General features: G+C 39.1%; 24 protein-coding genes and 1 pseudogene. 5 read left to right on the plus strand and 20 right to left on the minus strand.

Going from position 1 to position 21,650, the window contains the following annotated elements; genetic code table 11:
- Positions 1-35 precede the first annotated feature (35 nt).
- Both AC1TO9_RS04225 and AC1TO9_RS04230 read right to left on the minus strand, forming a co-directional pair.
- Positions 36-1,592, minus strand: coding sequence for an ABC-F family ATP-binding cassette domain-containing protein (locus AC1TO9_RS04225; protein ID WP_482058452.1), 1,557 nt, complete (start codon positions 1,590-1,592; stop codon positions 36-38).
- Between the two features lie 93 nt (positions 1,593-1,685).
- Positions 1,686-2,759: an LLM class flavin-dependent oxidoreductase gene (locus tag AC1TO9_RS04230; RefSeq protein WP_482058453.1), complete on the minus strand. Its 1,074-nt coding sequence runs from the start codon at positions 2,757-2,759 to the stop codon at positions 1,686-1,688.
- Between the two features lie 162 nt (positions 2,760-2,921).
- Here AC1TO9_RS04230 and AC1TO9_RS04235 point away from each other — a divergent pair, with 162 nt between their 5' ends.
- Complete coding sequence (locus tag AC1TO9_RS04235; RefSeq protein WP_482058454.1) at positions 2,922-3,563, plus strand: transmembrane-type terpene cyclase; 642 nt, start codon at positions 2,922-2,924, stop codon at positions 3,561-3,563.
- Between the two features lie 51 nt (positions 3,564-3,614).
- Here AC1TO9_RS04235 and AC1TO9_RS04240 read toward each other — a convergent pair whose 3' ends face one another.
- From AC1TO9_RS04240 to AC1TO9_RS04255, 4 genes are all read right to left on the minus strand, one after another.
- Positions 3,615-5,210 carry an alkaline phosphatase family protein gene (locus AC1TO9_RS04240; protein ID WP_482058455.1) on the minus strand — a complete coding sequence of 532 codons (1,596 nt, stop codon included), beginning with the start codon at positions 5,208-5,210 and terminating at the stop codon, positions 3,615-3,617.
- 162 nt (positions 5,211-5,372) lie between these two features.
- Positions 5,373-5,573: a CHRD domain-containing protein gene (locus tag AC1TO9_RS04245; protein WP_482053593.1), complete on the minus strand. Its 201-nt coding sequence runs from the start codon at positions 5,571-5,573 to the stop codon at positions 5,373-5,375.
- Positions 5,574-5,799: 226 nt separating this feature from the next.
- Positions 5,800-6,540, minus strand: coding sequence for a type I methionyl aminopeptidase (gene map / locus AC1TO9_RS04250; protein WP_482058456.1), 741 nt, complete (start codon positions 6,538-6,540; stop codon positions 5,800-5,802).
- A gap of 65 nt (positions 6,541-6,605) precedes the next feature.
- The gene (locus AC1TO9_RS04255; RefSeq protein ID WP_482058457.1) at positions 6,606-6,902 is read right to left on the minus strand and encodes an ArsR/SmtB family transcription factor; all 297 of its coding nucleotides are present in this window, start codon (positions 6,900-6,902) and stop codon (positions 6,606-6,608) included.
- A gap of 437 nt (positions 6,903-7,339) precedes the next feature.
- Between AC1TO9_RS04255 and AC1TO9_RS04260 the strand changes: the two genes are divergently transcribed.
- On the plus strand, positions 7,340-7,642 hold the full coding sequence (locus AC1TO9_RS04260) for a transposase (RefSeq protein WP_482058458.1): 303 nt from the start codon (positions 7,340-7,342) through the stop codon (positions 7,640-7,642).
- A gap of 30 nt (positions 7,643-7,672) precedes the next feature.
- On the opposite strand, the gene AC1TO9_RS04265 is transcribed toward AC1TO9_RS04260, so the two are convergent.
- The 7 genes from AC1TO9_RS04265 to AC1TO9_RS04295 form a co-directional block, all read right to left on the minus strand.
- Complete coding sequence (locus AC1TO9_RS04265) at positions 7,673-8,716, minus strand: phosphotransferase (RefSeq protein WP_482058459.1); 1,044 nt, start codon at positions 8,714-8,716, stop codon at positions 7,673-7,675.
- 388 nt (positions 8,717-9,104) lie between these two features.
- Positions 9,105-9,860 carry a class I SAM-dependent methyltransferase gene (locus tag AC1TO9_RS04270; RefSeq protein WP_482053598.1) on the minus strand — a complete coding sequence of 252 codons (756 nt, stop codon included), beginning with the start codon at positions 9,858-9,860 and terminating at the stop codon, positions 9,105-9,107.
- 327 nt (positions 9,861-10,187) lie between these two features.
- The gene (locus AC1TO9_RS04275) at positions 10,188-10,487 is read right to left on the minus strand and encodes a DUF3658 domain-containing protein (protein ID WP_482058816.1); all 300 of its coding nucleotides are present in this window, start codon (positions 10,485-10,487) and stop codon (positions 10,188-10,190) included.
- A gap of 13 nt (positions 10,488-10,500) precedes the next feature.
- Positions 10,501-11,406: a GNAT family N-acetyltransferase gene (locus tag AC1TO9_RS04280; protein ID WP_482058460.1), complete on the minus strand. Its 906-nt coding sequence runs from the start codon at positions 11,404-11,406 to the stop codon at positions 10,501-10,503.
- Positions 11,396-11,533, minus strand: coding sequence for a hypothetical protein (locus tag AC1TO9_RS04285; RefSeq protein ID WP_482058461.1), 138 nt, complete (start codon positions 11,531-11,533; stop codon positions 11,396-11,398). Before AC1TO9_RS04285 ends, AC1TO9_RS04280 begins: the two co-directional genes overlap by 11 nt.
- A gap of 2 nt (positions 11,534-11,535) precedes the next feature.
- The gene (locus tag AC1TO9_RS04290; protein ID WP_482058462.1) at positions 11,536-11,844 is read right to left on the minus strand and encodes a hypothetical protein; all 309 of its coding nucleotides are present in this window, start codon (positions 11,842-11,844) and stop codon (positions 11,536-11,538) included.
- 342 nt (positions 11,845-12,186) lie between these two features.
- Positions 12,187-12,723, minus strand: coding sequence for a GNAT family N-acetyltransferase (locus AC1TO9_RS04295; protein WP_482058463.1), 537 nt, complete (start codon positions 12,721-12,723; stop codon positions 12,187-12,189).
- Positions 12,724-12,990: 267 nt separating this feature from the next.
- Here AC1TO9_RS04295 and AC1TO9_RS04300 point away from each other — a divergent pair, with 267 nt between their 5' ends.
- Positions 12,991-13,347, plus strand: coding sequence for a LysR family transcriptional regulator substrate-binding protein (locus AC1TO9_RS04300; RefSeq protein WP_482058817.1), 357 nt, complete (start codon positions 12,991-12,993; stop codon positions 13,345-13,347).
- 230 nt (positions 13,348-13,577) lie between these two features.
- Here AC1TO9_RS04300 and AC1TO9_RS04305 read toward each other — a convergent pair whose 3' ends face one another.
- From AC1TO9_RS04305 to AC1TO9_RS04315, 3 genes are all read right to left on the minus strand, one after another.
- Positions 13,578-13,820 (minus strand): hypothetical protein, encoded by a 243-nt coding sequence (locus AC1TO9_RS04305; protein WP_482058464.1) that lies wholly within the window; start codon positions 13,818-13,820, stop codon positions 13,578-13,580.
- Between the two features lie 88 nt (positions 13,821-13,908).
- Complete coding sequence (locus AC1TO9_RS04310; RefSeq protein WP_482058465.1) at positions 13,909-14,136, minus strand: hypothetical protein; 228 nt, start codon at positions 14,134-14,136, stop codon at positions 13,909-13,911.
- Positions 14,137-14,439: 303 nt separating this feature from the next.
- A complete protein-coding gene (locus AC1TO9_RS04315; protein ID WP_482058466.1) occupies positions 14,440-14,913 on the minus strand; it encodes a MarR family winged helix-turn-helix transcriptional regulator in 474 nt (157 codons plus the stop codon).
- 315 nt (positions 14,914-15,228) lie between these two features.
- Between AC1TO9_RS04315 and AC1TO9_RS04320 the strand changes: the two genes are divergently transcribed.
- Complete coding sequence (locus AC1TO9_RS04320; protein WP_482058467.1) at positions 15,229-16,119, plus strand: alpha/beta fold hydrolase; 891 nt, start codon at positions 15,229-15,231, stop codon at positions 16,117-16,119.
- Positions 16,120-17,462: 1,343 nt separating this feature from the next.
- Here AC1TO9_RS04320 and AC1TO9_RS04325 read toward each other — a convergent pair.
- The 3 genes and pseudogenes from AC1TO9_RS04325 to AC1TO9_RS04335 all read right to left on the minus strand — a co-directional run bounded on the left by AC1TO9_RS04325 (position 17,463) and on the right by AC1TO9_RS04335 (position 20,116).
- Positions 17,463-17,675: a hypothetical protein gene (locus AC1TO9_RS04325; protein ID WP_482058468.1), complete on the minus strand. Its 213-nt coding sequence runs from the start codon at positions 17,673-17,675 to the stop codon at positions 17,463-17,465.
- Positions 17,675-19,606: pseudogene (locus tag AC1TO9_RS04330) on the minus strand (AAA family ATPase). Before AC1TO9_RS04330 ends, AC1TO9_RS04325 begins: the two are co-directional and overlap by 1 nt.
- Positions 19,607-19,978: 372 nt before the next feature.
- Entirely contained in the window at positions 19,979-20,116 is a 138-nt protein-coding gene (locus AC1TO9_RS04335; protein WP_482058840.1) for a hypothetical protein, read from the minus strand.
- A gap of 238 nt (positions 20,117-20,354) precedes the next feature.
- On the opposite strand from AC1TO9_RS04335, the gene AC1TO9_RS04340 reads away from it, so the two are divergent.
- Positions 20,355-21,062, plus strand: coding sequence for a MerR family transcriptional regulator (locus AC1TO9_RS04340; RefSeq protein ID WP_482058469.1), 708 nt, complete (start codon positions 20,355-20,357; stop codon positions 21,060-21,062).
- 6 nt (positions 21,063-21,068) lie between these two features.
- On the opposite strand, the gene maa is transcribed toward AC1TO9_RS04340, so the two are convergent.
- Positions 21,069-21,626: a maltose O-acetyltransferase gene (maa, locus tag AC1TO9_RS04345; RefSeq protein ID WP_482058470.1), complete on the minus strand. Its 558-nt coding sequence runs from the start codon at positions 21,624-21,626 to the stop codon at positions 21,069-21,071.
- Between the last annotated feature and the right edge of the window lie 24 nt (positions 21,627-21,650).

A 21,650-nucleotide genomic window follows, 5' to 3' on the forward strand; every position in this document is an offset into this window, starting at 1 on the left:
AACGTATTGCGTTAGCATTCCATAGGCTTTTACATTTAAAATACTTTCGTCGTCCACGATTCGCAATTCCATATGTCTGTTGCGACGTCTTGGTAGAATTCGGGTTCGTGAGAAATTAGTAGAATACTTCCTTTGTATGCTTTCAAAGCACGCTTGAGTTCTTCTTTCGCATCCACATCCAGGTGGTTCGTTGGCTCATCTAGTACGAGTATATTCGATTCACGATTAATGAGCTTACACAGGCGTACTTTTGCTTTTTCCCCACCGCTCAGAACAGTGATCTTACTCTCAATATGCTTCGTCGTTAGTCCGCATTTCGCAAGTGCAGCACGCACTTCGTATTGTGACAGGGATGGGAACGTCTCCCATATTTCCTCGATACATGTATTATAGTTGCCTTCCTTCATCTCTTGCTCGAAATAACCAACTTCCTGGTTATAACCAAGCTCTATTGAGCCAGACAATGCGGGGATTTCACCTAAAATACTGCGTAACAACGTCGTTTTCCCGATTCCATTCGCACCGACAAGAGCTATTTTTTGTCCCCGCTCCATCAGCAAATCCAGCGGTCGAGATAATGGACTATCATAACCAATGACAAGTCCTTTTGCTTCAAATATAGTTTTCCCGGCCGTTTTTCCATCTTTGAAGTTAAATTGCGGCTTCGGTTTGTCCTTCGAAAGTTCGATGACATCCATCTTGTCGAGCTTCTTTTGTCTAGACATCGCCATATTGCGAGTAGCTACACTAGCCTTATTGCGAGCAACAAAGTCTTTCAGTTCTGAAATCTCTTGCTGTTGCCGAGTATAAGCGGATTCAAGTTGCTGTTTCCGCATCTCATACACTTGTTGGAATTGATCATAATCGCCAACATAACGAGTTAGTTTTTGATTTTCCATATGGTAGATTAGGTTAATAACACTGTTCAAGAAGGGCAAATCATGTGAGATTAGAATAAAAGCATTCTCATACTCTTGAAGATAGCGTCTCAGCCATTCAATATGCTGCTCATCCAGATAGTTCGTAGGCTCATCGAGGAGTAGAATATCTGGCTTTTCTAGCAATAGCTTAGCAAGCAAAATTTTCGTACGTTGACCACCGCTAAGATCATTCACATCACGATCGAGTCCAATATCTGTGATTCCTAAACCTCGTGCCGTCTCCTGTACCTTCGCATCAATCATATAGAAATCTTGGCTTGTTAATGTATCTTGGATTGTACCTACTTCTTCAAGCAGCTTCTCCAGCTCTTCTGGTGTAACATCGCCCATTCTGCCATACATATCGTTCATCTCTTGCTCAAGATCGAATAAGTATTGGAATGCACCTCGTAATACATCTTGAATCGTAGACCCTTTGGTCAGATCAGCATGCTGATCGAGGTAGCCGACTCGCACTCTTTTGGACCATTCTACCTTGCCTTCATCCGGTTGCAGCTTATCTGTAACAATGTTCATGAAAGTGGATTTACCTTCGCCATTCGCACCGATTAATCCGATGTGCTCGCCTTTTAGCAGGCGGAAAGAAACATCTTTGAAGATTGCACGATCTCCAAAGCCATGACTTAATCCTTCAACATTTAATATACTCATGAATAGACACCTTTTTCATATATTTTTCTCGTTATATTATAAGCATGATTAAGATAAAACTCAATGGATAAGTAAATATTCATCCTATTTAGATTAGTGGCTTGTTTCCCTCCGAACAACTGGTGCAACCTCCGTTGCCAATAATTCTATGCTCTTAGCAACTTTGTCGAAAGGAATACCTCCAATATCAAGTTGCATCATAAAGCGTTGATGTCCAAACAACTCATACTGGTGTAGAATTTTCTCAATAATTTGTTGTGGGCTACCCACAAATAAAGCAGTATCCGGACTAGCCATTTGCTCGAACTCAGCACGAGACATCTTTAACGCAGCTTTACCAAGTTGATCATCCACATATTTACGATAATTTGAATAATAAGGGTAGTACTCCTCTTTAGCTTGCTGAGTAGTTGTAGATATGTAGCCATGCCCTGTAATACCCACCTTTAGATTCATTATATCGTGGCCACTTTCTATTCCGGCTGAACGATAAGTATCCACAAGCGATTTAAATCGGATCGAGTCGCCTCCAAGGATGGCCAAAGCCATGCCAGTTCCCATTCTTCCTGCTCGTTCAGCACTTTCAAGTGTGCCACCCACACCAATCCAGATCGGTATTTTCGCTTGGAGTGGTCGAGGTGCGATTTCAACTTCACTTAGTGTGGATCGGAATTGACCCTGCCAAGATATTGTCTCATTATTATTTAATTGTTGAAATAACTCAAAATTCTCATTAAATAGTTCATTATAGTCACTTAAACTATACCCGAAGAGAGGAAAGGATTCCAAGAAAGCCCCACGTCCAGCGATAATCTCAGCTCGTCCATTCGATAGCAAATCCAACGTTGCATACTCCTCGAACAATCTTACAGGATCTACCGTGCTTAACACGGTTGTAGCGCTCGTGAGTCTAATTCTCTTCGTTATTTGGGCAATAGCAGCCAAGACCACTGATGTCGCTGACACCGCATAATCTAAACGATGATGTTCTCCGATTCCCAATACATCTAGCCCTGCCTCATCAGCCAGCTTGGACGCTTTCAGAATCTCTTGTAGTCGTTGTTGGGCACTAATGGTTTTGCCACTTCGTGGATCGGGCACGATATCTCCTAGCGTGTAAATCCCAATCTCAATACCCTTATATTTTTTTTGTCTGATTGCGTCCATTTATGCCTTCCTCCATTTATAATAACTTCTCGTTTATTCTAATTGTAACATGCTCCTCATGATGTTCTACATAGATTGTATGTTTCATATAAATAGACAAGCCAATATACATATTCTAAATGGCTGAAAACTTTTTTTATGAAAAGGATGCGATTACCTCATATGACTCATCTATTACCGCTGAAAATAGAATATCTTCTTATGTTTGGAATAGCTCTATTCTGGTCTATTGCCTATGTTCTCATTATTTATAGAGGGTTCAAGGATCAATCCTGCGGAATGCCACTAGCCGCTATATGCGCAAACATGACTTGGGAGTTTCTATTAACCTTTATTATACCGTTTCACCCGCTTCAGCAAATCGTAACCTTGGTGTGGTTCCTATTAGACTGTATCATTCTACTCCAATTTCTCTATTATTCTAAAAAGACTTATCCAAAACGTACACTTTACGTTTCTGTCTTCTCTTTAATGGTCATAGCTCTTCTATTGCAGTATGGCATGACCGTTGAATTTCATGATGCAATGGGACTGTATTCGGCTTTTGGCATCAATCTACTGATGTCCATCTTATTCATACGAATGCTATTTACTAAGGATCTGCAAGGTCAATCTCTATCTATCGCTTACTTCAAAATGATAGGCACCTTATGCGCTTCGATCCTCTGCTATTCGTTCTATCCGCATTCTCTTTTATTAACGATGATGTATATTCTAATATTTATACTAGACGTTGTGTACACCCTACTGATCTATAATAAATCAATCACAATTGTTCAAAAGTCGGCTATCTACATAGAATGAATGAAAGACGAGAAGTGTAAACTTTAATTCATTCTAGCGATAGATAGCCATTTATTGTTCCGTTGTTAGAAGCTTAAGCAGAAATGATTTCAAATCAATGATTCGCAAATATTGCGGCTTTTGATCAGTCCCACTCACGATAAGTGGAACCAGGGATTCCATTTGACCAAGAGCTCCATGACCTCCACCGCCTTTGTGCGTTGGTGAGCTTCTGTCTGCTAATTCATAACCAGCCTTTGCGGTAACTACCAAAAATTGTCCAGGGTGAGAATGTAAAGCTCCTGATAACCGTTGCAGTGCATCCGGATATTGACCATAGTTCAATGTATGATGCTGAGCGTTTATTTTCAAATCCAACACCTCTACATCTTGTTCGACCACCCAATTTTGTTGATAAGGATCTATCAACTTTCCATTGGCTTTAAATCTGAGCTCTTTGGAGGTTTCACCTTGAATAGCGTAAATCCACTCCTTTTCTTTCCATGAAATGATATCGATGCGTGGATCAGCTTTTAATAAATAGGCAATGTCTCTAAGCTTGTCCGCTTTAAGATGATAGACATAAGCCATGGTTTCATTAACGGCAAGCACGATTTCTGTTTCGTCCGTTACTGATTCACCCTGACGCAACACGTTATAGTCTTTTAAAATGGAAGGCAATTCGATAACCGGGTTATCTTCGGCAGACAATATTGGGGTCATTCCACTATCTCCAACGATAACAAAAATTGCTTTGTTCAAAGCTTCTTCCAGTGAACCAAAGCTTTGCAATAAAGATTGAAGCTGTCTATCGACTTCCTTTACTCCGTCAAGCTCCGAAGGGCCATTCTTATGAATCTTTTGATCTAAATCAGGTAAATAAACATATAAAAAATCAGGTAATTTATTTTCCTTTATTAAATAATTGGCAGTTTCAATGGCATATTGGTTATTTAATCCCATGCGATGGGTTAACCCATCAGGCAGTTTTTCAATCCCTTTAAGTGGATCAGACAATGCACCCAACGCTAAATAATCCGGTCCTTTTACAGGAATTGATTGTGGTAAAGATGTTGGACCTTGAATCCAGGGAGGAATGGATAACGTATGATCAACGGTGCCCCTGTAGATCAACCCGTTAATACTACCAGATTTCATCCCAAGTCTGCTTAAGTCTTCGTAAATAGTAGGTAGTTGTCGGTTTAAGTGGCTACCATTCAAGTTAACTAACGCATCAACTAATACCGGGTCAACTCCATGTTTGATAATCTCCATCGGTCCGGTTCCATAATTAATGAGTTTCTTTTCTTTCGTCGAATACCATGTCAAACCAGGTACACGATGACCATCTGGATATGTTCCTGTAACCAAAGAACTATCAATCGTCACAGACATGGTGGGAAAAGAACTGACTACATCCTTATAATATTGGCCATGACTCACCAATAATTGTAAGGTAGGAAGTTCGTTTTGTGCTATGCCTTTATCAATAGCTTGAGCCATTAAAGAATCGACCACCAATAGGATAACTTTCTTTGTATTTACACTGTCTATGGATTTTACTCGGACTAAATCTTGTTCTTTCTGTGCTAAATTCGACTTTTGACATCCAGAAGCTACCATCAAAATAGAGATCAGCAGCAGAAACAAACTCATTTTTTTTCGCATGAATAAAGTTCACCAACCTATCTATCAATTTGCTTATTATGTATATGCTGTTCCATACGCTAACTTTTATACATGCTCATGCTCCCTGCTTGCCGATTACTTTATTCAGCATAGGCAAGGACTCGGCTCAGTTTATGTTCTTTTTTATGTCGATACTTTCAATTACTTGTTGATTTGTCCTCGAATTTCACCGTCTGGATGCTCTACGTTATGCACGTTAACATAAGTGTTCCCAGTTCTGATCTCCCGGATTAAATCAGAGAGAGTTTTACCTTGTAGAGGACCGACCAGATCACGGCTATTCAGAACGCCTCTCACAACACCACGTCTAACTGAAATGCCAAATTTGCTCGGACCGAACAAGAAAGCTCTAAAGATGCTGATAAGTCTTCACTCCTCTCTTTTTACGATACTCTACAAAAAAAACTCATCTGCAATTTATTATTGCAAATGAGTTTTCTTCACTAACTGCCATCTAGCTCTGTATTAAAATATCGCTTGTTTCAATCATTCAAATTTAATTACTGTCCTCAAAGAATTGGTATATTGCCATCAATTCTTGTTTATTTAACTCACGAATATGTTTGAATTAAAGTGTGACAATAATCGGACCATCTTTAGTAAGGATAATCGTATGTTCCAATTGAGCTACATAGCTTTTTTTTGTAGCATAGGTCCAGCCGTCTTCTTTTTGGAATACTTCTTCTTCCAAGGTTGAGATAAATGGTTCGAATGCGATAACCATGCCTTCCTTTAATAATTCATCATCCGATGTATCATTATAGTTATAAATATGGTCAGGTGCTTCGTGTATTGCACGTCCAACGCCATGTCCTGTAAGGTTTTTGATAACAGTTAATCCATGCTGTCTCGCTGTTTGGAATACTACTTTTCCGATTCTACTTTTTTTGGAACCGGGTTTTGCTTTCTGAAGACCTGCTTCAAATGCCAGTTTAGCAACGTCGCATATTTTCGTTAATATTTCTTCTCCTTCGCCTACTACAAACGAGATTCCTGTATCTGCGAAATAACCGTTCTTGGAGCCAGAAACATCTATATTTACTAGATCCCCTTCATGAACAACCCGTTGACTCGGAATACCATGTGCCACTTCTTCATTAACACTAATGCAAGTATAGCCAGGAAAATCATATTCACCTTTTGGAGCTGAGACTGCCCCTGCTTTCTCTAACATCTCTCCAGCTATTTCATCAAGTTCTTTGGTAGTTATGCCAGGAGTTGTTCTTTGTACCAATTCGTCCCTAATAGAAGCGACAATTTTGCCAATTTCCTTCAAACCAATAAAATCTTCTTCTGTTTTTGCAATCATTTTATCCTACCTCATTATTATCTTTTATTATCAATTTCTAGAGTATGAAGAAATCACGTTTACAGTTATGCTAACCTTTCTTTCCAGAATCCTTCGTAAATAGATACCCAATCTTGAATTTCTTGTAGCGGAGTGGCATTCAATCGATACTTCGTTTCTCTACCAACAATTCGAGCAATGACGAGATCAGCATCTTTAAGAATAGCCAAATGCTTAGAAACTGCTGTACGACCTATCTGAAAATGAGCCGTTATCTCATGTAGAGGTAATTCTTCAACATCTGCCAATATTTGAAGTAATTGTCGCCTTGTTGGATCGGCAACAGCGTCATAAACATCTCTCACCTGATTCTTTTCGTTCAAAATCACCCCTCCACCTTTTCATTAATATTTCCTGAGATGTCATCGTTTATCAATCATAATTACGTAATAATACATCTTTTATTGTCTTTAAATTATAGGACACCAAAAGGTGTCATGTCAATTGACCTCTGCTCTTTTTTGAAATAATCATAAATCGTTTTGAGCATCATACTCAAAAGACTGGATATCAGTAAACCCAGCTACGTTCAATTCCTCAATATATCTATTTTTAAAAGTTCCATCCAGGTATGCTAGAGAACAACAGTATTTTGTTACTCGTATCAAAGAAAATGTCATGCTTGCAAAGCCTCATTCGTTATAACACCAATCCGTTAAAGACTCGAATGTAACGAAAGATATCACTTGCTACTTAGGATCATCGCAGTGTCAGTCAGAACTTCGTCACCGTGTGGTGATGTTCCAAGATAACAATCAAAATGAGATTCGTGTTGTCACCAATCTCATGCATGTATCCTGAACAAATCGCTGACATGTACAAGGCACATTGGGGCATCGAAGTGTTTTTTAGATGGATTAAGCAAAACTTAAATATTCCTGTTCTTTTTGGCACGACAAAGAATGCCGCATTTAATCAACTGTTCGCAGCACTCATGACATACGTGCTTTTAACGTGGTTATATGCAATAATACAGCGGCAGCCTGGACGTAACAATAAGTCCTGGACTGCCGCTGTATTATTATATAACTATCATTTCCATACAGACATATACTTCTTTTGATATTTGCTATCTTCTTCTATCTCTCACTCATCATTGACTCGCTGCTTCATCTGCATCAATTTCTGATAACCAATCTATACAAACAGGAATGAAATCAGCATAGTTATGAATAGCATGTATTGTTTTAATTACTTCACTCGTTCCAAGTTCTTGTTCCGTATCATCCGTACATTCCAGTCTAAGAGAGCGTCTGATATTATAAGCTAACCATGCTAGTTTTCCACTAAAACCATAGTTCAGCACATCATGTAATTGATCTGGAATCTCACCCCCATGATTCCTATAGGAACGAATTAGAGTACAGAAAGCATCTTTACTTACACTACCCTCTTCAAATCCTGACCAATTCAATGCCACATCAATCAGTTCTTGTGTTGGATTGGTAGTTCCTGCTGCTTCCCAGTCAATAATAATGGGGAGTTGATTCTCGTCCCATAACACATTCTTTTGGTCTAAATCCCTATGGCTAATAACACTATTGTTCATCAATGATTCCCCAGAGGAATTAGCTAGACCCTCCCAATGATAGAACTTATCCAGGTTATCTAATAGCAAGGATGACCACTCCAAGCTATCATGTTTTCCTTTGTGAGCATAATCATTCCAATCGACTGTTAATGTATCCAATTTTTCATCTTGCTTATCCAGCATAAGTTGAGAGAAATCAATTTTGTGCATCTTTGCAAGGATTTCCCCCATCATTTTACAGCAATCCATATCAATACTCCCAGAGGGTAATGTCTTCCCTTGAACCCATGGGAACAACAAATAATATTGACCATCCACTTCATGCATACAGCTTCCATTCGACACCATTGCCGGAAGTGCGTTAATGCCATTTTCGTACGCCATGTTTGCAACCTTTTCAGAAAAAATATAGTTGTTCATGGCCGTTTCACGTTGCATAATTTGTGGATTTAATGCTTTCACTGCATACTGATCCTTGTCTGTATTCAAATGATACATTCTATGAAGGAAACCGCCAAATACTTGTTCTGGTTCAGTCGTTAACTGCCCTAGATTGAATTTTGCACATAACTCTCCAAAATTTAATCTGTAATGCAAGTTTTCCATCGTTATATACTCCTTTCGCTAAGATTTCTTCTGATTTTTCTTTATAATGAAATTTTTGATAGTAACCATTAGAATTTCGGGTATCAGAACCACGCCTATGAATGCCAGTATAATAAACGGCCATGATGAAATGAAGATTGCGGCCCCCTGACCTTCCTTGGTACGCTCTATTAATAACCACCACGTCGGTACCGCTAAGATCCACATTAAAATGGTAGAGATAAATAAATAGCGTAGATTACCCCACAGTAAACAGAATAAAATCGTAACAATGATAGGGATAAGCCATGAATCTAACGTTTGACTTATGCTTAACATCCAGAAAATGATAACAGGATACAGGAGTGTAATTAAAATTTGAATTTTTTTATTGTTGAGAAAATCCAGTTTAATCTCTGCTCTTTTTTGAAATAATCATAAATCGTTTTGAATTTGTCTTAATCCCTTTTTCAGTTTGATTATCAGCTATAAATTGTTGGAGTGTTTCAAAATCATCATTATACTTCCCAAAGTTCGGAATAATCGGTGTGTGTTTCAGCAAGAAGACTAAATCTTCATATGTTTCAAAATATTCTGTTGCATCATATTCAAAAGACTGAATATCAGTAAATCCGGCTACTTTCAATTCCTCAATATATCTATTTTGTAATGTTCCATCCAAATTGGTATGCTGTCCTCTTCCGAATGCTTGTGCAATATTCAGCTTATCATTTTCACTTACTTGTTGAGTAAGGAATATTCCGTCTGTCATTAACACTTTTGCTACTTCTTTAGCATGAAATGGTGCGTGTCTACACGATACCACATTGAAAAAGTTCTGAGGAAAATCGAGGTTCTCAGCATCCATTTGTACAAATCGTACATTTGTTTTATTGGAACTTTCTAAATGTTGATTGGCAGTTTGGATCATTCCTAAAGAGAGATCAATTCCCACTATATGTGACACCGTATGAGCTATGGATAATAGCGTTTCCCCTCCACCTGTACCTATATCGAGCAATTGATCAGGCTGTTTACATCTTTGGGTTACTTCATTATAGAAATCCCACTGAACTCCTTCGGCTGCAACCTTTACTTTACTGAAATCCCAACCGTTTAATGGTCCGACTTCATCGTAGAATTTCTTATAATCAAATTTGCTCATATCTAATATCCACCTTTCAAATAGTTAAAATGAAAAAGCCAGGATCGATAGAGACTTTAGGTCCCTGTGTCCTGGCTTACAAAAAAGATGTGCCTGACACTTCATCTAAAGTAATCGTTCTCATAGGTCAAAAGGACAGACTTCCCCCTTAACAGCTGGTACGCGTTTTACCCAGCCCGAGAACTAGTTACTTCGAACACAGTGGAGAACCATCCCATTTCACCTCAATTGAAAGTTTCATTAACTATAATGGATAATGGGGTGGAAATACAAGGAAAATTCCGAGAATTCTCAGAGTTATATTTAGGATTCTCAATAGTATATTCGCTAGGCGTCTAATCTACCTTGTATCCGAACTGAATACTGATGCATTGCGCCCGGAAGCCCTTTGAATGTCAGAATACCATCACTAATTAAAGTCCAAATCCTATACTCTATAAATGAGGCTCCAACAAACTGACGTGCATTCTCGAATACTTTCTCCACTACACTACCCGTCTTGACAAACCCATCCTTACATTCTTCTTGGAGTTTAGTTACCGCTGCTAAAATGATGCCGTCAAGTTCATTCTCTTCCCTGCCCTTGATCTCTCCATCCTGCCACTGGTTGGTTAGGCTTTCATTTATTTTGGATCAAACGCTACGCATGTGCTAATACAGGCACACAGAATTTTGTATTCTTGTCTAAATCAAAGTTCGCTTTAATAAAAAGCATATCGTTATTCGTGTCCATCGGCTCATACTGCGCTTTCTCAGTGAATTGGTCTGGTGTGAAATGAAATTGAATATTGGCTGTTTGCTCATCAGCGATACGAGAAAGTAGTCTATCTAAATTAACGTCACCTTCACTAACTACATCATATAGATGTAGCGTCTGACCTTCTTGTTGATATACGATAATGGCTTTGTCCTCTTGCGAGTAATATATGGATTCAGGAAATACTTTTATGGCGTAGAACATAAAGAGTCCTTGGTTATTACTCACACCAAATTGTTCTGATATCGGCCTGCGGGACAACACCATTCGTTTGATCAATGCCAAGTCCTCTTCATTGGAACAATTCAACTTACGTAAGGTGGTACTCGCATTTGGAGTGGGATGAACCTTAAGATTGAATTGTGATTCACCAAAAGATTCAAATCCAAACCTTGGATAAAAGTCAATCGCAGTGCTATTAGCGAACAAGAAGAAGATATCACAATCTTGCTCGTAAATATCTAGAACATGCCTCATTAATGCTGCAGAAAGCCCTTTCCCTCTGAAATCTGGATGGGTCATCACTGTTCCGATTTGAATCGCCTTTTTGTTCAACCCATGGATCACTACATCCATTTGGCTAACAGACACATTGGCAATGATTGCGTCATCTTTAAAGAACGAATAGCAAATATAACGATCATCCCAGAATCCTTTCTCATACCAATCTTCAAAATGGATACCGAAAACTAACGTTGCTAGTTGATTAAAACGATCTCTGTAAACTTTGTTATCTTTATAATCGTAAACGAACTCTATTCCAACCCCTATATTTTCATTAGAAAACATAAGTATTCCTCCTATTGTCTTTATGACACAGAACTTCTAGTCCATTGCCCAAAGTAAATAACGTACCTGTTGGAACAGTTATACTCGGATAACCTGCGACTGCCGACAGACTTATTATATCTGTCATTGTCACTCTTCCAGCACATCTGCGCCTAATTCACTCGCAACTTCACTCACCATGGGGATGACTGCTTTATTGGTGCCGGATACGTATATATCTCCATCATAATGCCTGAATGGGATCTGAGTATCGTTGTAGCTCCACATGAAGAAATCTCCATTGATGGACATGCTAGTAGCGCCTATGACAGTAAATACGGGTGAATAAGTAAAATCAGGTTTGGACGTGAAATACTGTTTGCACTCCTCCAAAGATATCGTTTGCGCCGAAGCACCATTCTCCTGAAACTCTCTTGTAATTCGATAACGTTGACTCATTAAGATTCCTCCAATATATTAGCGTAATAAAAGGCTACCACTAGGGCAACCTTATTCATTTCATAGTTTACATCGAAAAGTATATCATTTCCCTATTTCAAATTACAGCCATGTGGTTCTACTCATTCACAAGATGAAGGAACTTGGAATCGGGCGCGTGGTTGGGCATTGTAGAAGGCTCTTATAACATATGATCAGAATGACAAAAATTCAAAAATGACATTAGATGCTAGACACACACCGAACATTATTTTGAAAGAGCGTGAATAAGCGAAACCCTCCTAATCAGCCTATAAAATCTAGGTTTTCACGAGATTGGAGGGTTTAATCTATTATAAGAACTTATTCAGAGAAAACGCTTGGATATTCAACAACTCCTGAAACATGAGCGAGTGTATTCTCTTGCAACTCTAATGCCATAAATGCTTCTTCTGGCACTTCAAAAGGTGCTTTTATTCCCCATAATGAAGCCTTTTTGAAGCCAAACTTCGGATAATAATCTGCATGTCCCAGTACAACAATAGATGGATATCCAAGTTCTTTTGCTCTTCGTAATGCTTCAAGAATCAACATCTTTCCTATACCTTTATTTTGGTAGTTAGGTAAGACTGCAACTGGGGCAAGAGCAAGTGATTCTACACTTTGATCATCATCAACAATTTTTATTTTAGATACAAGAATATGTCCAACGATTTCTTTAGTATCATTACTAATGGCTACTAGAGATAATTCGGGGATAAATACGTCGTCTTTTCTAATTCGAGACACCAATTCATGTTCTGTTTGATCGCTAAGCTCCATATTAACAAATGCACTCTTTACGACTTTTTCTGTCAGTTTATAGTCTTCTAATCCTTCTTGCCTAACACTTATACTCATATGCAACATCTCCTAATTTGATCTAGCATGCGTTACTTGTATTTTATCATATACAATCCTACGAGTCGTCAGGCTCAAAAGACTCAAAAATGGCAATTGGAATATTTCCTAGATATACCTGTGAATACACCAACAGACTTTGTTCGTGCTCAAATGCTATTGCTGATCTTGCAAATTTGGACTCCGGTCACTTACGTGTAGCTGTATTACCATCGGATCTGGATTATCGATTAACATTCTTACTCATCGATCGATATCTTGAATAAAGTGTTGGACAACGAAGTTGATATTGGAGTGGGTTTAGCAATTCAAGCTGATCCCCGACTGAACTACATCCCCTTTTTTACTGAAGATTTAACTAAGATTCCTCTAGTTATGTACCCTAAAGGCTTTTATGGACGTGATTTAATTGATGATTGGTGCAAGGAACACGAAATAACTATCCATACCATCATGGAGACGGGATCTGCTACTTCATCGCTTCAATTGGTCAAAGAAGGCGTTGGAGCTACAATTCAACCAAGTCAATTGATTGAAAGTCTCAACTTCCCAGGTATCCGCTCCATTCCAATCAAGAACTCTCCGATCAGGGAATTGGACATATTTTATCGTAATGATAAATAATCGAGTCGAGCTGCAACAACGTTTATGAAAAGGTTGGAAGTTCTATTTCTAATTATTAGCTTATTAAACTAACGTGTCCCGTTAGCGGAATGAGCTTTACCTTATTTACGATACGGTTCCCCGTAACTCGCTCACTGGTATAGCAGATTTTATAAAATAATCGTCTTCTGTAAACCAGAAGACGATATTCTTAATACTTTTTCTGTCAGCTTCCATATGGACTTCCTTAATTAGATCCCAGCCAGAAACATAAATTCCTTTTCTAAGGCATTCCGACGGTTTAACGTCGCCTCCCATTCGAGTAGAAGTTGGTATAATCGTGGAACTACTTCCTGCTTTAACTGATCCTCTAGTTCAACCTGCTTCAGGCGCAACGGTTCAATTTCTTGTTGTTTCCCAGCGAGAGTTGCCAACTCATTAAAGCGTCCATCAAACGATGACTTAGCCCATTCAGGCAGTTGTTGTTGTCCCAATAAGGTGTTCCCTCCTAAGGTAAAGGTTCGTTGATCTTACCGTAGAAGAGAAGCTTATTCAATACCTGTTTTAGTTACAACTTTAGTCTTACGAAACTTGCTTACATTTCGAGGTTACCTTCAATTGTTCGATAAAAACATGCCGTACAGTTCGTAAGGTCTCAATTTCTGCCCTGATATCAGCACGTCGACTTGTTGACGTTGCCGAATGGCTGTGTTCAGGGCTCAATTTCCAGTGAGATCGGGCAATCGTCAGAAGCTGCTCCGATGTAGCGTCATCCACTTCCAAACCGATTAATGAGTCTTTGCTTTTCATTTGTAAACGCCTCCCAGTCATCAAGTGTTGCTATGATAACTTCCGTGGAAGGTTTCTGCAAGTATTTCAATCCAAGAAAATGAAAAGCCCAAGCGGTATCTCCGCTTGAGCCTTGTCCGTTTAAACGTTGGGTAAATGTGGCGTTATATCAATACTTTCTCACTACCGACACATAGCACTCAACGTGTGTCGTATAGGGCAATGACCCTTAAGTCCTCTTGGAAGACGACGAAATTCTTATAAATTAGTTCGAGCTTTCCACTCCCAGTCTAAGTCCTGAGTAAAAAGTTTAACACGCTATACCTACTCGCCGAGGTCTCGTGCAAGCCATCCTGAGTTATCGAGGCGATTGGGATCAGTGCCAATCAACTCCGCTAGGTGTTTCTCTATTTCCTCGAGTTTGGTGATTCCAATCTGCCGAGCCCATTTATTACGTAACTCATCAAAGATCTCTTCAGCTTCTCGCAGCATGTCTAACCCGCGTGTGGTGACACGAAGGCGTTTGCGGCGAGCGTCTACTGGATCTACTTCACGCACAACGTATCCGCGTTTTTGAAGTACCCCAATGGTTTTCGCCGCTGCTTGTTTTGAGACCGCTAGGCGCCGGCCTAGCTCTGAAGCGCTGTCGGCACCCGAGGCAATGGCCCGAATTGCTAAGTCGTGAACGGGACGAACATCCTCGTAGCCACGAGCAGCAAGGTCAACTTGCGCGGCTTCCACCAGTGAACGAAAGCCGCCAATTAAAAGCATTGTGAGAGTAGCGCCTGTATTAGTCATAGTAAAATTATAATAACATAGCTAACGAAGATCGTCAAAAATACCATATTCCAAAATTCCAAATCACCTCGCTCAAATTCTTTCGCTATCTGTTAATACGAGGCTTGTTCCTTCATGGAATTCCTGATATATCGTTTCAGTGTATTGTCGTCTATCAGTTCTCTAATCAAGTTAGCATTTATCGTTGAAGCTCTATTCCTTAACCAGAAGTTTTGAAGCTGAGTGTTCAGTATCGCGCTTGACAAAGACAACCCGGTTGTCTATCGTGTATGTAGACAACTGGGTTGTCGAATTAAAATGGAGGAGGATTTTTGAATGACAATAAATAAAATAGGTGCTACACTGACCGGTATCTCGCATCACCACGCAAAAGTTAACGGAACAAAGCTTCACTACGTATCAGCAGGGACTACTGGCTCTCCAGTCCTACTGGTCCATGGCTTTCCTGAAACTTGGTGGACTTTTCGAAAACTAATTCCACTTCTAGCCGAGAATCACCGTGTCTTCGCTGTAGACCTTCGTGGTTTCGGTGACTCAGACAATGGGCCTGGTACTTACGACAGCAAGACCTCTGCCGAAGACCTGCACCTTCTCATCGAAGAGCTCAATGTTGGCCCAGTTCACCTCACAGGCCAAGACATAAGCGGGGCAATCGTCCTCCGCCTCGCGGCTACCCACCCGGAGGACATGCTCAGCTTCACCGCGATCGAGATGGGTCTGCCTGGGTTCGGCCTAGAGATGCTGGCCGACGTCACACACGGGGGCACCTGGTACATCGGCGTTCTTGCCGCTCCGAACATCCCCGAGATGCTGCTCACCGGCCGCGAGCGTGAGTTCCTTGGACAATTTGTATTCCCAACCATGAGCACGACACCAGGAGCAATCACCGAAGCAGACATCGAAGAGTTCGTACGCACCTACTCCCGTCCCGACGGCTGGCGCGGAGCGATTGGCCTCTACCAGTCTATGCTTCAGGAGGGCGAAGACATTGCAGCTCTCGTCGCCGCCCACAAACTGAGCATGCCTGTGTTGGCGATCGGAGCCGGAGGCGGTGAGTTTACCTTCGCAACGATGAGCCAGGTTGCGTCAGGCCAAGTCCGGTCGGTCTCCCTCGATGGCGTCGGCCACTACGCAGCAATGGAGGCACCCGAGAAGATGGCAGATGCTCTTCTTGAATTCTTCGACAGCAATGATGCAGCTCGATAAATCGTAACGATCTGGAACAGCTTTTCTACCGAATAAAGGCTTGTCATCGCCGGATCACGGGTCTTCGTATTGGAACAGCCACATCATTCGAAACATAGAAATAATTGTACTCGTGAACGATGCGCTTCATCAAAAATACGTCAACGCCCGTCTGAGAATGGTGAACTATGAGACTTGCGCTCAGCGCAGCGCAGAGCACAATGGAGCCAGCGCCTATCCGAAGGCATTCAACCCAAGCGATTTAATCGTAATCCCCTCACTTTTTGCAACAATTGGAGAAACAATAGGATCAAGGTGAGTTTGTTCGTTAATTGTTCCGTCATAGTTATTAAAATAGGTTTCTAATTTCCGATCGAATCTTAAAGAGCCTGTTCAAATAGTATAAATATAGCTCACGCGAGACAATACAATTCGCAATTAGGTATTCCAAAGTTGGAAATGTAAGGGTTACAAAATAGAGGTTGACCTTACTCAACGGCCATTCACATTGGCCCATACGGGTCTGGAATCGATGCCGCTTAGCATTGGTAACAAAAAGTCCTTCAATTCCAAGGCTTGTGCAATGAGATCGAATAGAATCTCATAAAAGAGTTCCGCAGTGACCTTGGATCTAAAATGACTCAGGCTACTGTGAACAGGTACCTTTTTAATATTGGGAATCCCTATAAAAGAGCCTGTTCAAAAAGCCCTTGAATTTGATAAAAAAGTAAAAATGCCTCCGCAAAAAATGGTGAAATGGAAGTGACTAAACAACCAAAAATACCATATGCGAGGTGCATCTTCATGGATTTGCAACTAGAGTTCGCAATTCCTTTCAATAATTCAATCCATTTACTTTAAAGTATTAACTCTTCTAGAGACTAAATTCGGTAAAGTATATATTATTTCTATTGCTATTCAATTTACTCATTAACTACTATTATTTGATATCCACACATTTCAAATGAGCCAGATAGCGGTAAACCTCATCTAAAAATACATTATGTTCTTGGTACGCCTATCATCTAATATTCTTGAGGGATATTGTCACATCTCATCTATTGATTTCGAATCATCAATATTAGACACTCCACATGTATGGAGTCCAATGACCTACGTACCTACCGTCACTTTTAACATTCCTGCTTCCACTCTTAACTCAATTTTCCGCTGTACCAGCATGCGCGATACGCATCACCGTAACATCTATAGGGCGAAATTTAAGGGCACACGATTGTGTGCCCTTAAATCTATCTACAATATATATATATATAGATTTAATACTATACTATTCCGGGAGAAATTAGCTGTCGAAAGTACCTTTTAAAAAATAAAATTAACTCTGTCTAAGAAATCCAGATATATTAACTGGGTATTCCAATGCTTTCAAGTAAGGCATTGTATTGATCAGGATCTTTAACTTTTATTTTACTCAAAATAAACTGTGCGGACTTTTTCATCTCAGGAATATCAATAGGATTTATACTTCTTTCAAATACTCCAGCAAGGTGTGAATACTCGTTATTAATTCTATCAGTTATCACAGTTGAAAGAGTATCATTTCCAAAAAATCGCATTAACGCATTAAGTTAATTCTGCTTCCATTACTGGACCTTTCCACTACAAAGTACCGACGTTGTAAATCAATCCCTTGTTCATCCTTTGATAAGAGACGTTTTAAATATTTTAAGAAGTCAAGATTATGTGTGGAGATAAAAAGCTGCTTGAATTTTCCACTCTTTATTATTTCACTGTTTATTAAACCAAATACAAAGAAAATATGATTCCCATCTAAACTGGATATTGGATCATCTATCCATATTATCGGATTATTATTCTTCGTTTCTAGATCCTCTAACTTAGCCATGAAATAGCAAAAAGCAACTAGGCTACATTCACCTTCGCTTAAATGATGAGCTTTTTGGCCATTACGAGTTATTTCAAAACGATATCCCATTTCACCTTCTTTAGCTAATAATGATAAGGATTCATGACCAAAAAAGTTGTTAAGATAATAGTTTACTTGATCGGCACCCTTGCTCTCGTCTTTAAGTTGAGCTTTTAGTGATTCGATTTCTTTTTTTAAATTTGTAACTTTTGACTGGGTATTGATTTGCTCATTTCTGGCATTGGATTCTAGCGATTTTAATTCTTCAATTTTTTTAATTTCAACTGCATGCTTAATGTCACTAATAAAACTTGATACTTCATGAAGTCTTAATGCAGTCTTGGCTTCCTGTTGCTTTTGACTTAACGTTTTTGTGTAGTTGTTGCACTGTATGCCAAGATTTTCAAATCTAAATCGAATGTTTTCAAGCTGCTTAGACACATCTTCGGTTACTATGAATGTAATAGGTCTAAGAATATTAGTAAGTCTTTCTCTCAACATACCTATTAAATGTGACAAGCCATCAAGGTATTTATCTGAAATCGCTTCAAACTCGTCACTCAGAAACTCAACTTCTGTTTTATATGTAGAATAAAAATCAATACTATTAAATACTATGAGCGAATTTACTCCGTTTCTCTCTTGTTCAATCTGAGCAATTAGAGATGTAATTTCTAATCTTAAGTCTTCCGATTCCTCATTGAAATGCTTGTTTAATTTTTCCATAAGTTCTATTGGCAATGGGTTACCACAAAAACCACACGAGGTTCGTTTCCCTTCGTGATAATCTCTTCCTGATCGAACCCACTCTTGAAGTAACACGTCTTCCAGAAGCTCTTGGATTGGCTCGGAAATAGCAATTTTCTTCTCTATAAGTTTTTGTGTTTCCTGAACAAATTGTATGAATTTTAAATTTAATAATTTCGGATTAGTTATTTCTGGCTTCGGTTCTTACTTTAATAACTGTTTAAAACCCTCAACGTTTTCTTCCACAGTAGCTGTGAAGTTAGTAATTGTTACTTTAGCTATATCCGCGTTTAGCTTTTTAACATTATAATTTGCATCGCCATATTGTTTATTATGTTTTATTCCTGTATTCGCCTTATTTGCCTTATCAAACAGTTTGTTATCTAACATAGATTGAGCTTGTTGAGCTACTTTTGAAGCATTATTTGACCCTAATCTTTTCCTCTTTAATTGTCCTAACAGCCCTTCGTCAGATTCCTCCGTGCCCATTTCCCTTTCTTTCTCTTTAATATCGATTTCAAGCCTGTTGTTATTGTCTCCAAGAATAGCAAATGATTTAATACTTTCATCAGGATTAGAAATAAACTTAAGATTGTCTCTTACAAAATCTTCATTAAACACTCGAATAGTCTGTTGATGATTCATTAATGTGCTTTGTGTTATATTCGTCTCATCTTTCATCTGGATACTAAACTCAGGATTAATATATTTATCGGATAAGTGCCCTATTTCGAGAGAACGGACTATTCTTGAAATCGTAGTTTTTCCAGAATAATTTCTCCCGTACAGAATATTTACTCTTTGAAATTGTGCAGGTCTACCATCCTTTTCTCGAACGCGCTTATCCCAATCAAAATCTTTGTAAACAGCCATATTTTTAATGAATTTTATTTTCTTTATCAACTAGAACCCTCCTTTTATAAATTCAATATCATGATCATTTAACCTCGGAATAATATTTACTCGCACTTCCATTTATCATAGCATATTCTGGAATATGTTGTACTATATTGTCACTTTCACCTATAAAATTATCCACTAAGACTAATGAAGTTTTAGTGGATAATAATAGTTGAAAAAATATTAAAAAGTGAATGTTTTCCCCTATTTCTGATGCGGTTCCCCCTGTTTGATCTTCAACTATCCTGCCCGTTAGTTAAATAAGAAACAACATTTATATCGTGAATTTAGATAACCTAAGTGTATTATATGTTGCTGTGTTTTATATTAGATTTCCTTTAATAATCAAATCTTTCGAATGCCGGTATATCTCTCAAGTCTATCAAGTAAAGTGAAATTATAATCACCAGGCACACCAAAGATTTCTGTAATCCCCTCTTGCTTTGGGCAATCGAACAAGTATATTCCTATCGACTTCTGCATCCAAACTCACTCCTTATCCGATTCCTTGGGTATGTTCTTTATAACATTACCCTTTCTCGTGGAGGTTATTCTTTTACTGAATTAATCCTACAACATTCGTGCAAATGATAAGGTTTTTTGAGAATCCCCGCGGGTGAGAAGCAAAAAGTCTATCACAGTACTTTAATCTTTTTATTTAATGTTTGTTTAACACAAGCCTGTTTGGTATAGTGGAAATCTACTTAAGGGGGAACTGGAAATGGAATATTACAAGCCGATTGAGATTGCTAGAGAGCTTGGCATTAGCACAAGTGCTTTGCGACATTATGAATCATGGGGAGTCGTTCCAGCACCTGCTCGCGCTGCGAATGGTTATCGTCTGTATACAGATCTGCACTTAGCTTACTTTCGTTGCCTCCGAACAATGTTTCCTGGATTTGGTGTCGCGATCACTTGTGACGTACTTCGCCACATTCAGAACGGTGATTTGGATACCGCCTTCTGGCTCATCAACAAAGAACAATCCAATCTACAACAAGAAAAAGGGGTTGTCGATCAGACCCTTGAATTGCTACAGCATACTGAACTTCCACTCATTTCAAATAAAAAGATGAACAACCATATGACCATCGGTGAAGTCGCTCAGATAACGGATGTACAAGAGTCAGCCATTCGACATTGGGAAAAAGAAGGATTACTATCACCACAACGAAATCCTGAGAATGGATACCGTATCTTCACTCCACTACATATACGACAAATTTTACTCATTCGCACATTGCGTAGGACGGTCTATTTTTTAGAGAATATGAAAGATATTGTTCAGGCCGTAGAACATCAGAGCATTCAACAAGCCAAAAAAGTTACTGAAGAAGCGCTGTTAAGTATCCATCAGCGTAATCGTCAGCAACTTTATGGCGTTCATCAATTAATAGAGTTATGCAAAGTGGTCGAGTTAAATCGGTAGTAACGATTAATCAATCTGTTTGATGACCCTTGCAGGGTTCCCACCTACTACAACGTTATCTGGGACATCTTTTGTAACGACGGCACCGGAAGCAATCACGACATTATTACCTATTGTAACTCCAGGGTTGATGACAGCTCTCCCGCCAATCCAGACGTTATGACCAATCGTTACCGGTTTCCCGTACTCTGCACCCGATATTCTCTCTTGCGCATTCAATGGATGAGTTGCTGTATAAATATGTACACCTGGTGCAAGGAAACAATTATCACCAATTCGAATTTCACAAACATCCAAAAACACACAATCAAAATTAGCATAGAAGTTCTCGCCAACATAAATATTGTAGCCATAATCACAACGAACTGTGGGTTCGATGTATAGATTTTCTCCAGTCGAACCGAACAATTCTTTGAGTAGTTCAGTTCTTTGACTATCATCCGTTTCAAGTGTTTGATTGTATAATCTGACCAGTCTGCGAGCATTTAGTCTATCATTCACTAACACCTCATCGCCTGCATTATATAGTTCGCCATTCAGCATTTTCTCTTTTTCTGTTTTCATTTCTCAACAACTCCTATTGTTTCA

This window comes from Paenibacillus sp. Y916, assembly GCF_056786435.1.

What these genes read in the sequence shown, in the direction of transcription:
- AC1TO9_RS04225 (WP_482058452.1), bottom strand. Translation starts at nt 1,592, where the DNA reads ATGAGTATATTAAATGTTGAAGGATTAAGTCATGGCTTTGGAGATCGT.
- AC1TO9_RS04230 (WP_482058453.1), bottom strand. Translation starts at nt 2,759, where the DNA reads ATGGACGCAATCAGACAAAAAAAATATAAGGGTATTGAGATTGGGATT.
- AC1TO9_RS04235 (WP_482058454.1), top strand. Translation starts at nt 2,922, where the DNA reads ATGACTCATCTATTACCGCTGAAAATAGAATATCTTCTTATGTTTGGA.
- AC1TO9_RS04240 (WP_482058455.1), bottom strand. Translation starts at nt 5,210, where the DNA reads ATGCGAAAAAAAATGAGTTTGTTTCTGCTGCTGATCTCTATTTTGATG.
- map (WP_482058456.1), bottom strand. Translation starts at nt 6,540, where the DNA reads ATGATTGCAAAAACAGAAGAAGATTTTATTGGTTTGAAGGAAATTGGC.
- AC1TO9_RS04260 (WP_482058458.1), top strand. Translation starts at nt 7,340, where the DNA reads ATGAGATTCGTGTTGTCACCAATCTCATGCATGTATCCTGAACAAATC.
- AC1TO9_RS04265 (WP_482058459.1), bottom strand. Translation starts at nt 8,716, where the DNA reads ATGGAAAACTTGCATTACAGATTAAATTTTGGAGAGTTATGTGCAAAA.
- AC1TO9_RS04270 (WP_482053598.1), bottom strand. Translation starts at nt 9,860, where the DNA reads ATGAGCAAATTTGATTATAAGAAATTCTACGATGAAGTCGGACCATTA.
- AC1TO9_RS04280 (WP_482058460.1), bottom strand. Translation starts at nt 11,406, where the DNA reads ATGTTTTCTAATGAAAATATAGGGGTTGGAATAGAGTTCGTTTACGAT.
- AC1TO9_RS04285 (WP_482058461.1), bottom strand. Translation starts at nt 11,533, where the DNA reads ATGACAGATATAATAAGTCTGTCGGCAGTCGCAGGTTATCCGAGTATA.
- AC1TO9_RS04290 (WP_482058462.1), bottom strand. Translation starts at nt 11,844, where the DNA reads ATGAGTCAACGTTATCGAATTACAAGAGAGTTTCAGGAGAATGGTGCT.
- AC1TO9_RS04295 (WP_482058463.1), bottom strand. Translation starts at nt 12,723, where the DNA reads ATGAGTATAAGTGTTAGGCAAGAAGGATTAGAAGACTATAAACTGACA.
- AC1TO9_RS04310 (WP_482058465.1), bottom strand. Translation starts at nt 14,136, where the DNA reads ATGAAAAGCAAAGACTCATTAATCGGTTTGGAAGTGGATGACGCTACA.
- AC1TO9_RS04315 (WP_482058466.1), bottom strand. Translation starts at nt 14,913, where the DNA reads ATGACTAATACAGGCGCTACTCTCACAATGCTTTTAATTGGCGGCTTT.
- AC1TO9_RS04320 (WP_482058467.1), top strand. Translation starts at nt 15,229, where the DNA reads ATGACAATAAATAAAATAGGTGCTACACTGACCGGTATCTCGCATCAC.
- AC1TO9_RS04325 (WP_482058468.1), bottom strand. Translation starts at nt 17,675, where the DNA reads ATGCGATTTTTTGGAAATGATACTCTTTCAACTGTGATAACTGATAGA.
- AC1TO9_RS04335 (WP_482058840.1), bottom strand. Translation starts at nt 20,116, where the DNA reads ATGCAGAAGTCGATAGGAATATACTTGTTCGATTGCCCAAAGCAAGAG.
- AC1TO9_RS04340 (WP_482058469.1), top strand. Translation starts at nt 20,355, where the DNA reads ATGGAATATTACAAGCCGATTGAGATTGCTAGAGAGCTTGGCATTAGC.
- maa (WP_482058470.1), bottom strand. Translation starts at nt 21,626, where the DNA reads ATGAAAACAGAAAAAGAGAAAATGCTGAATGGCGAACTATATAATGCA.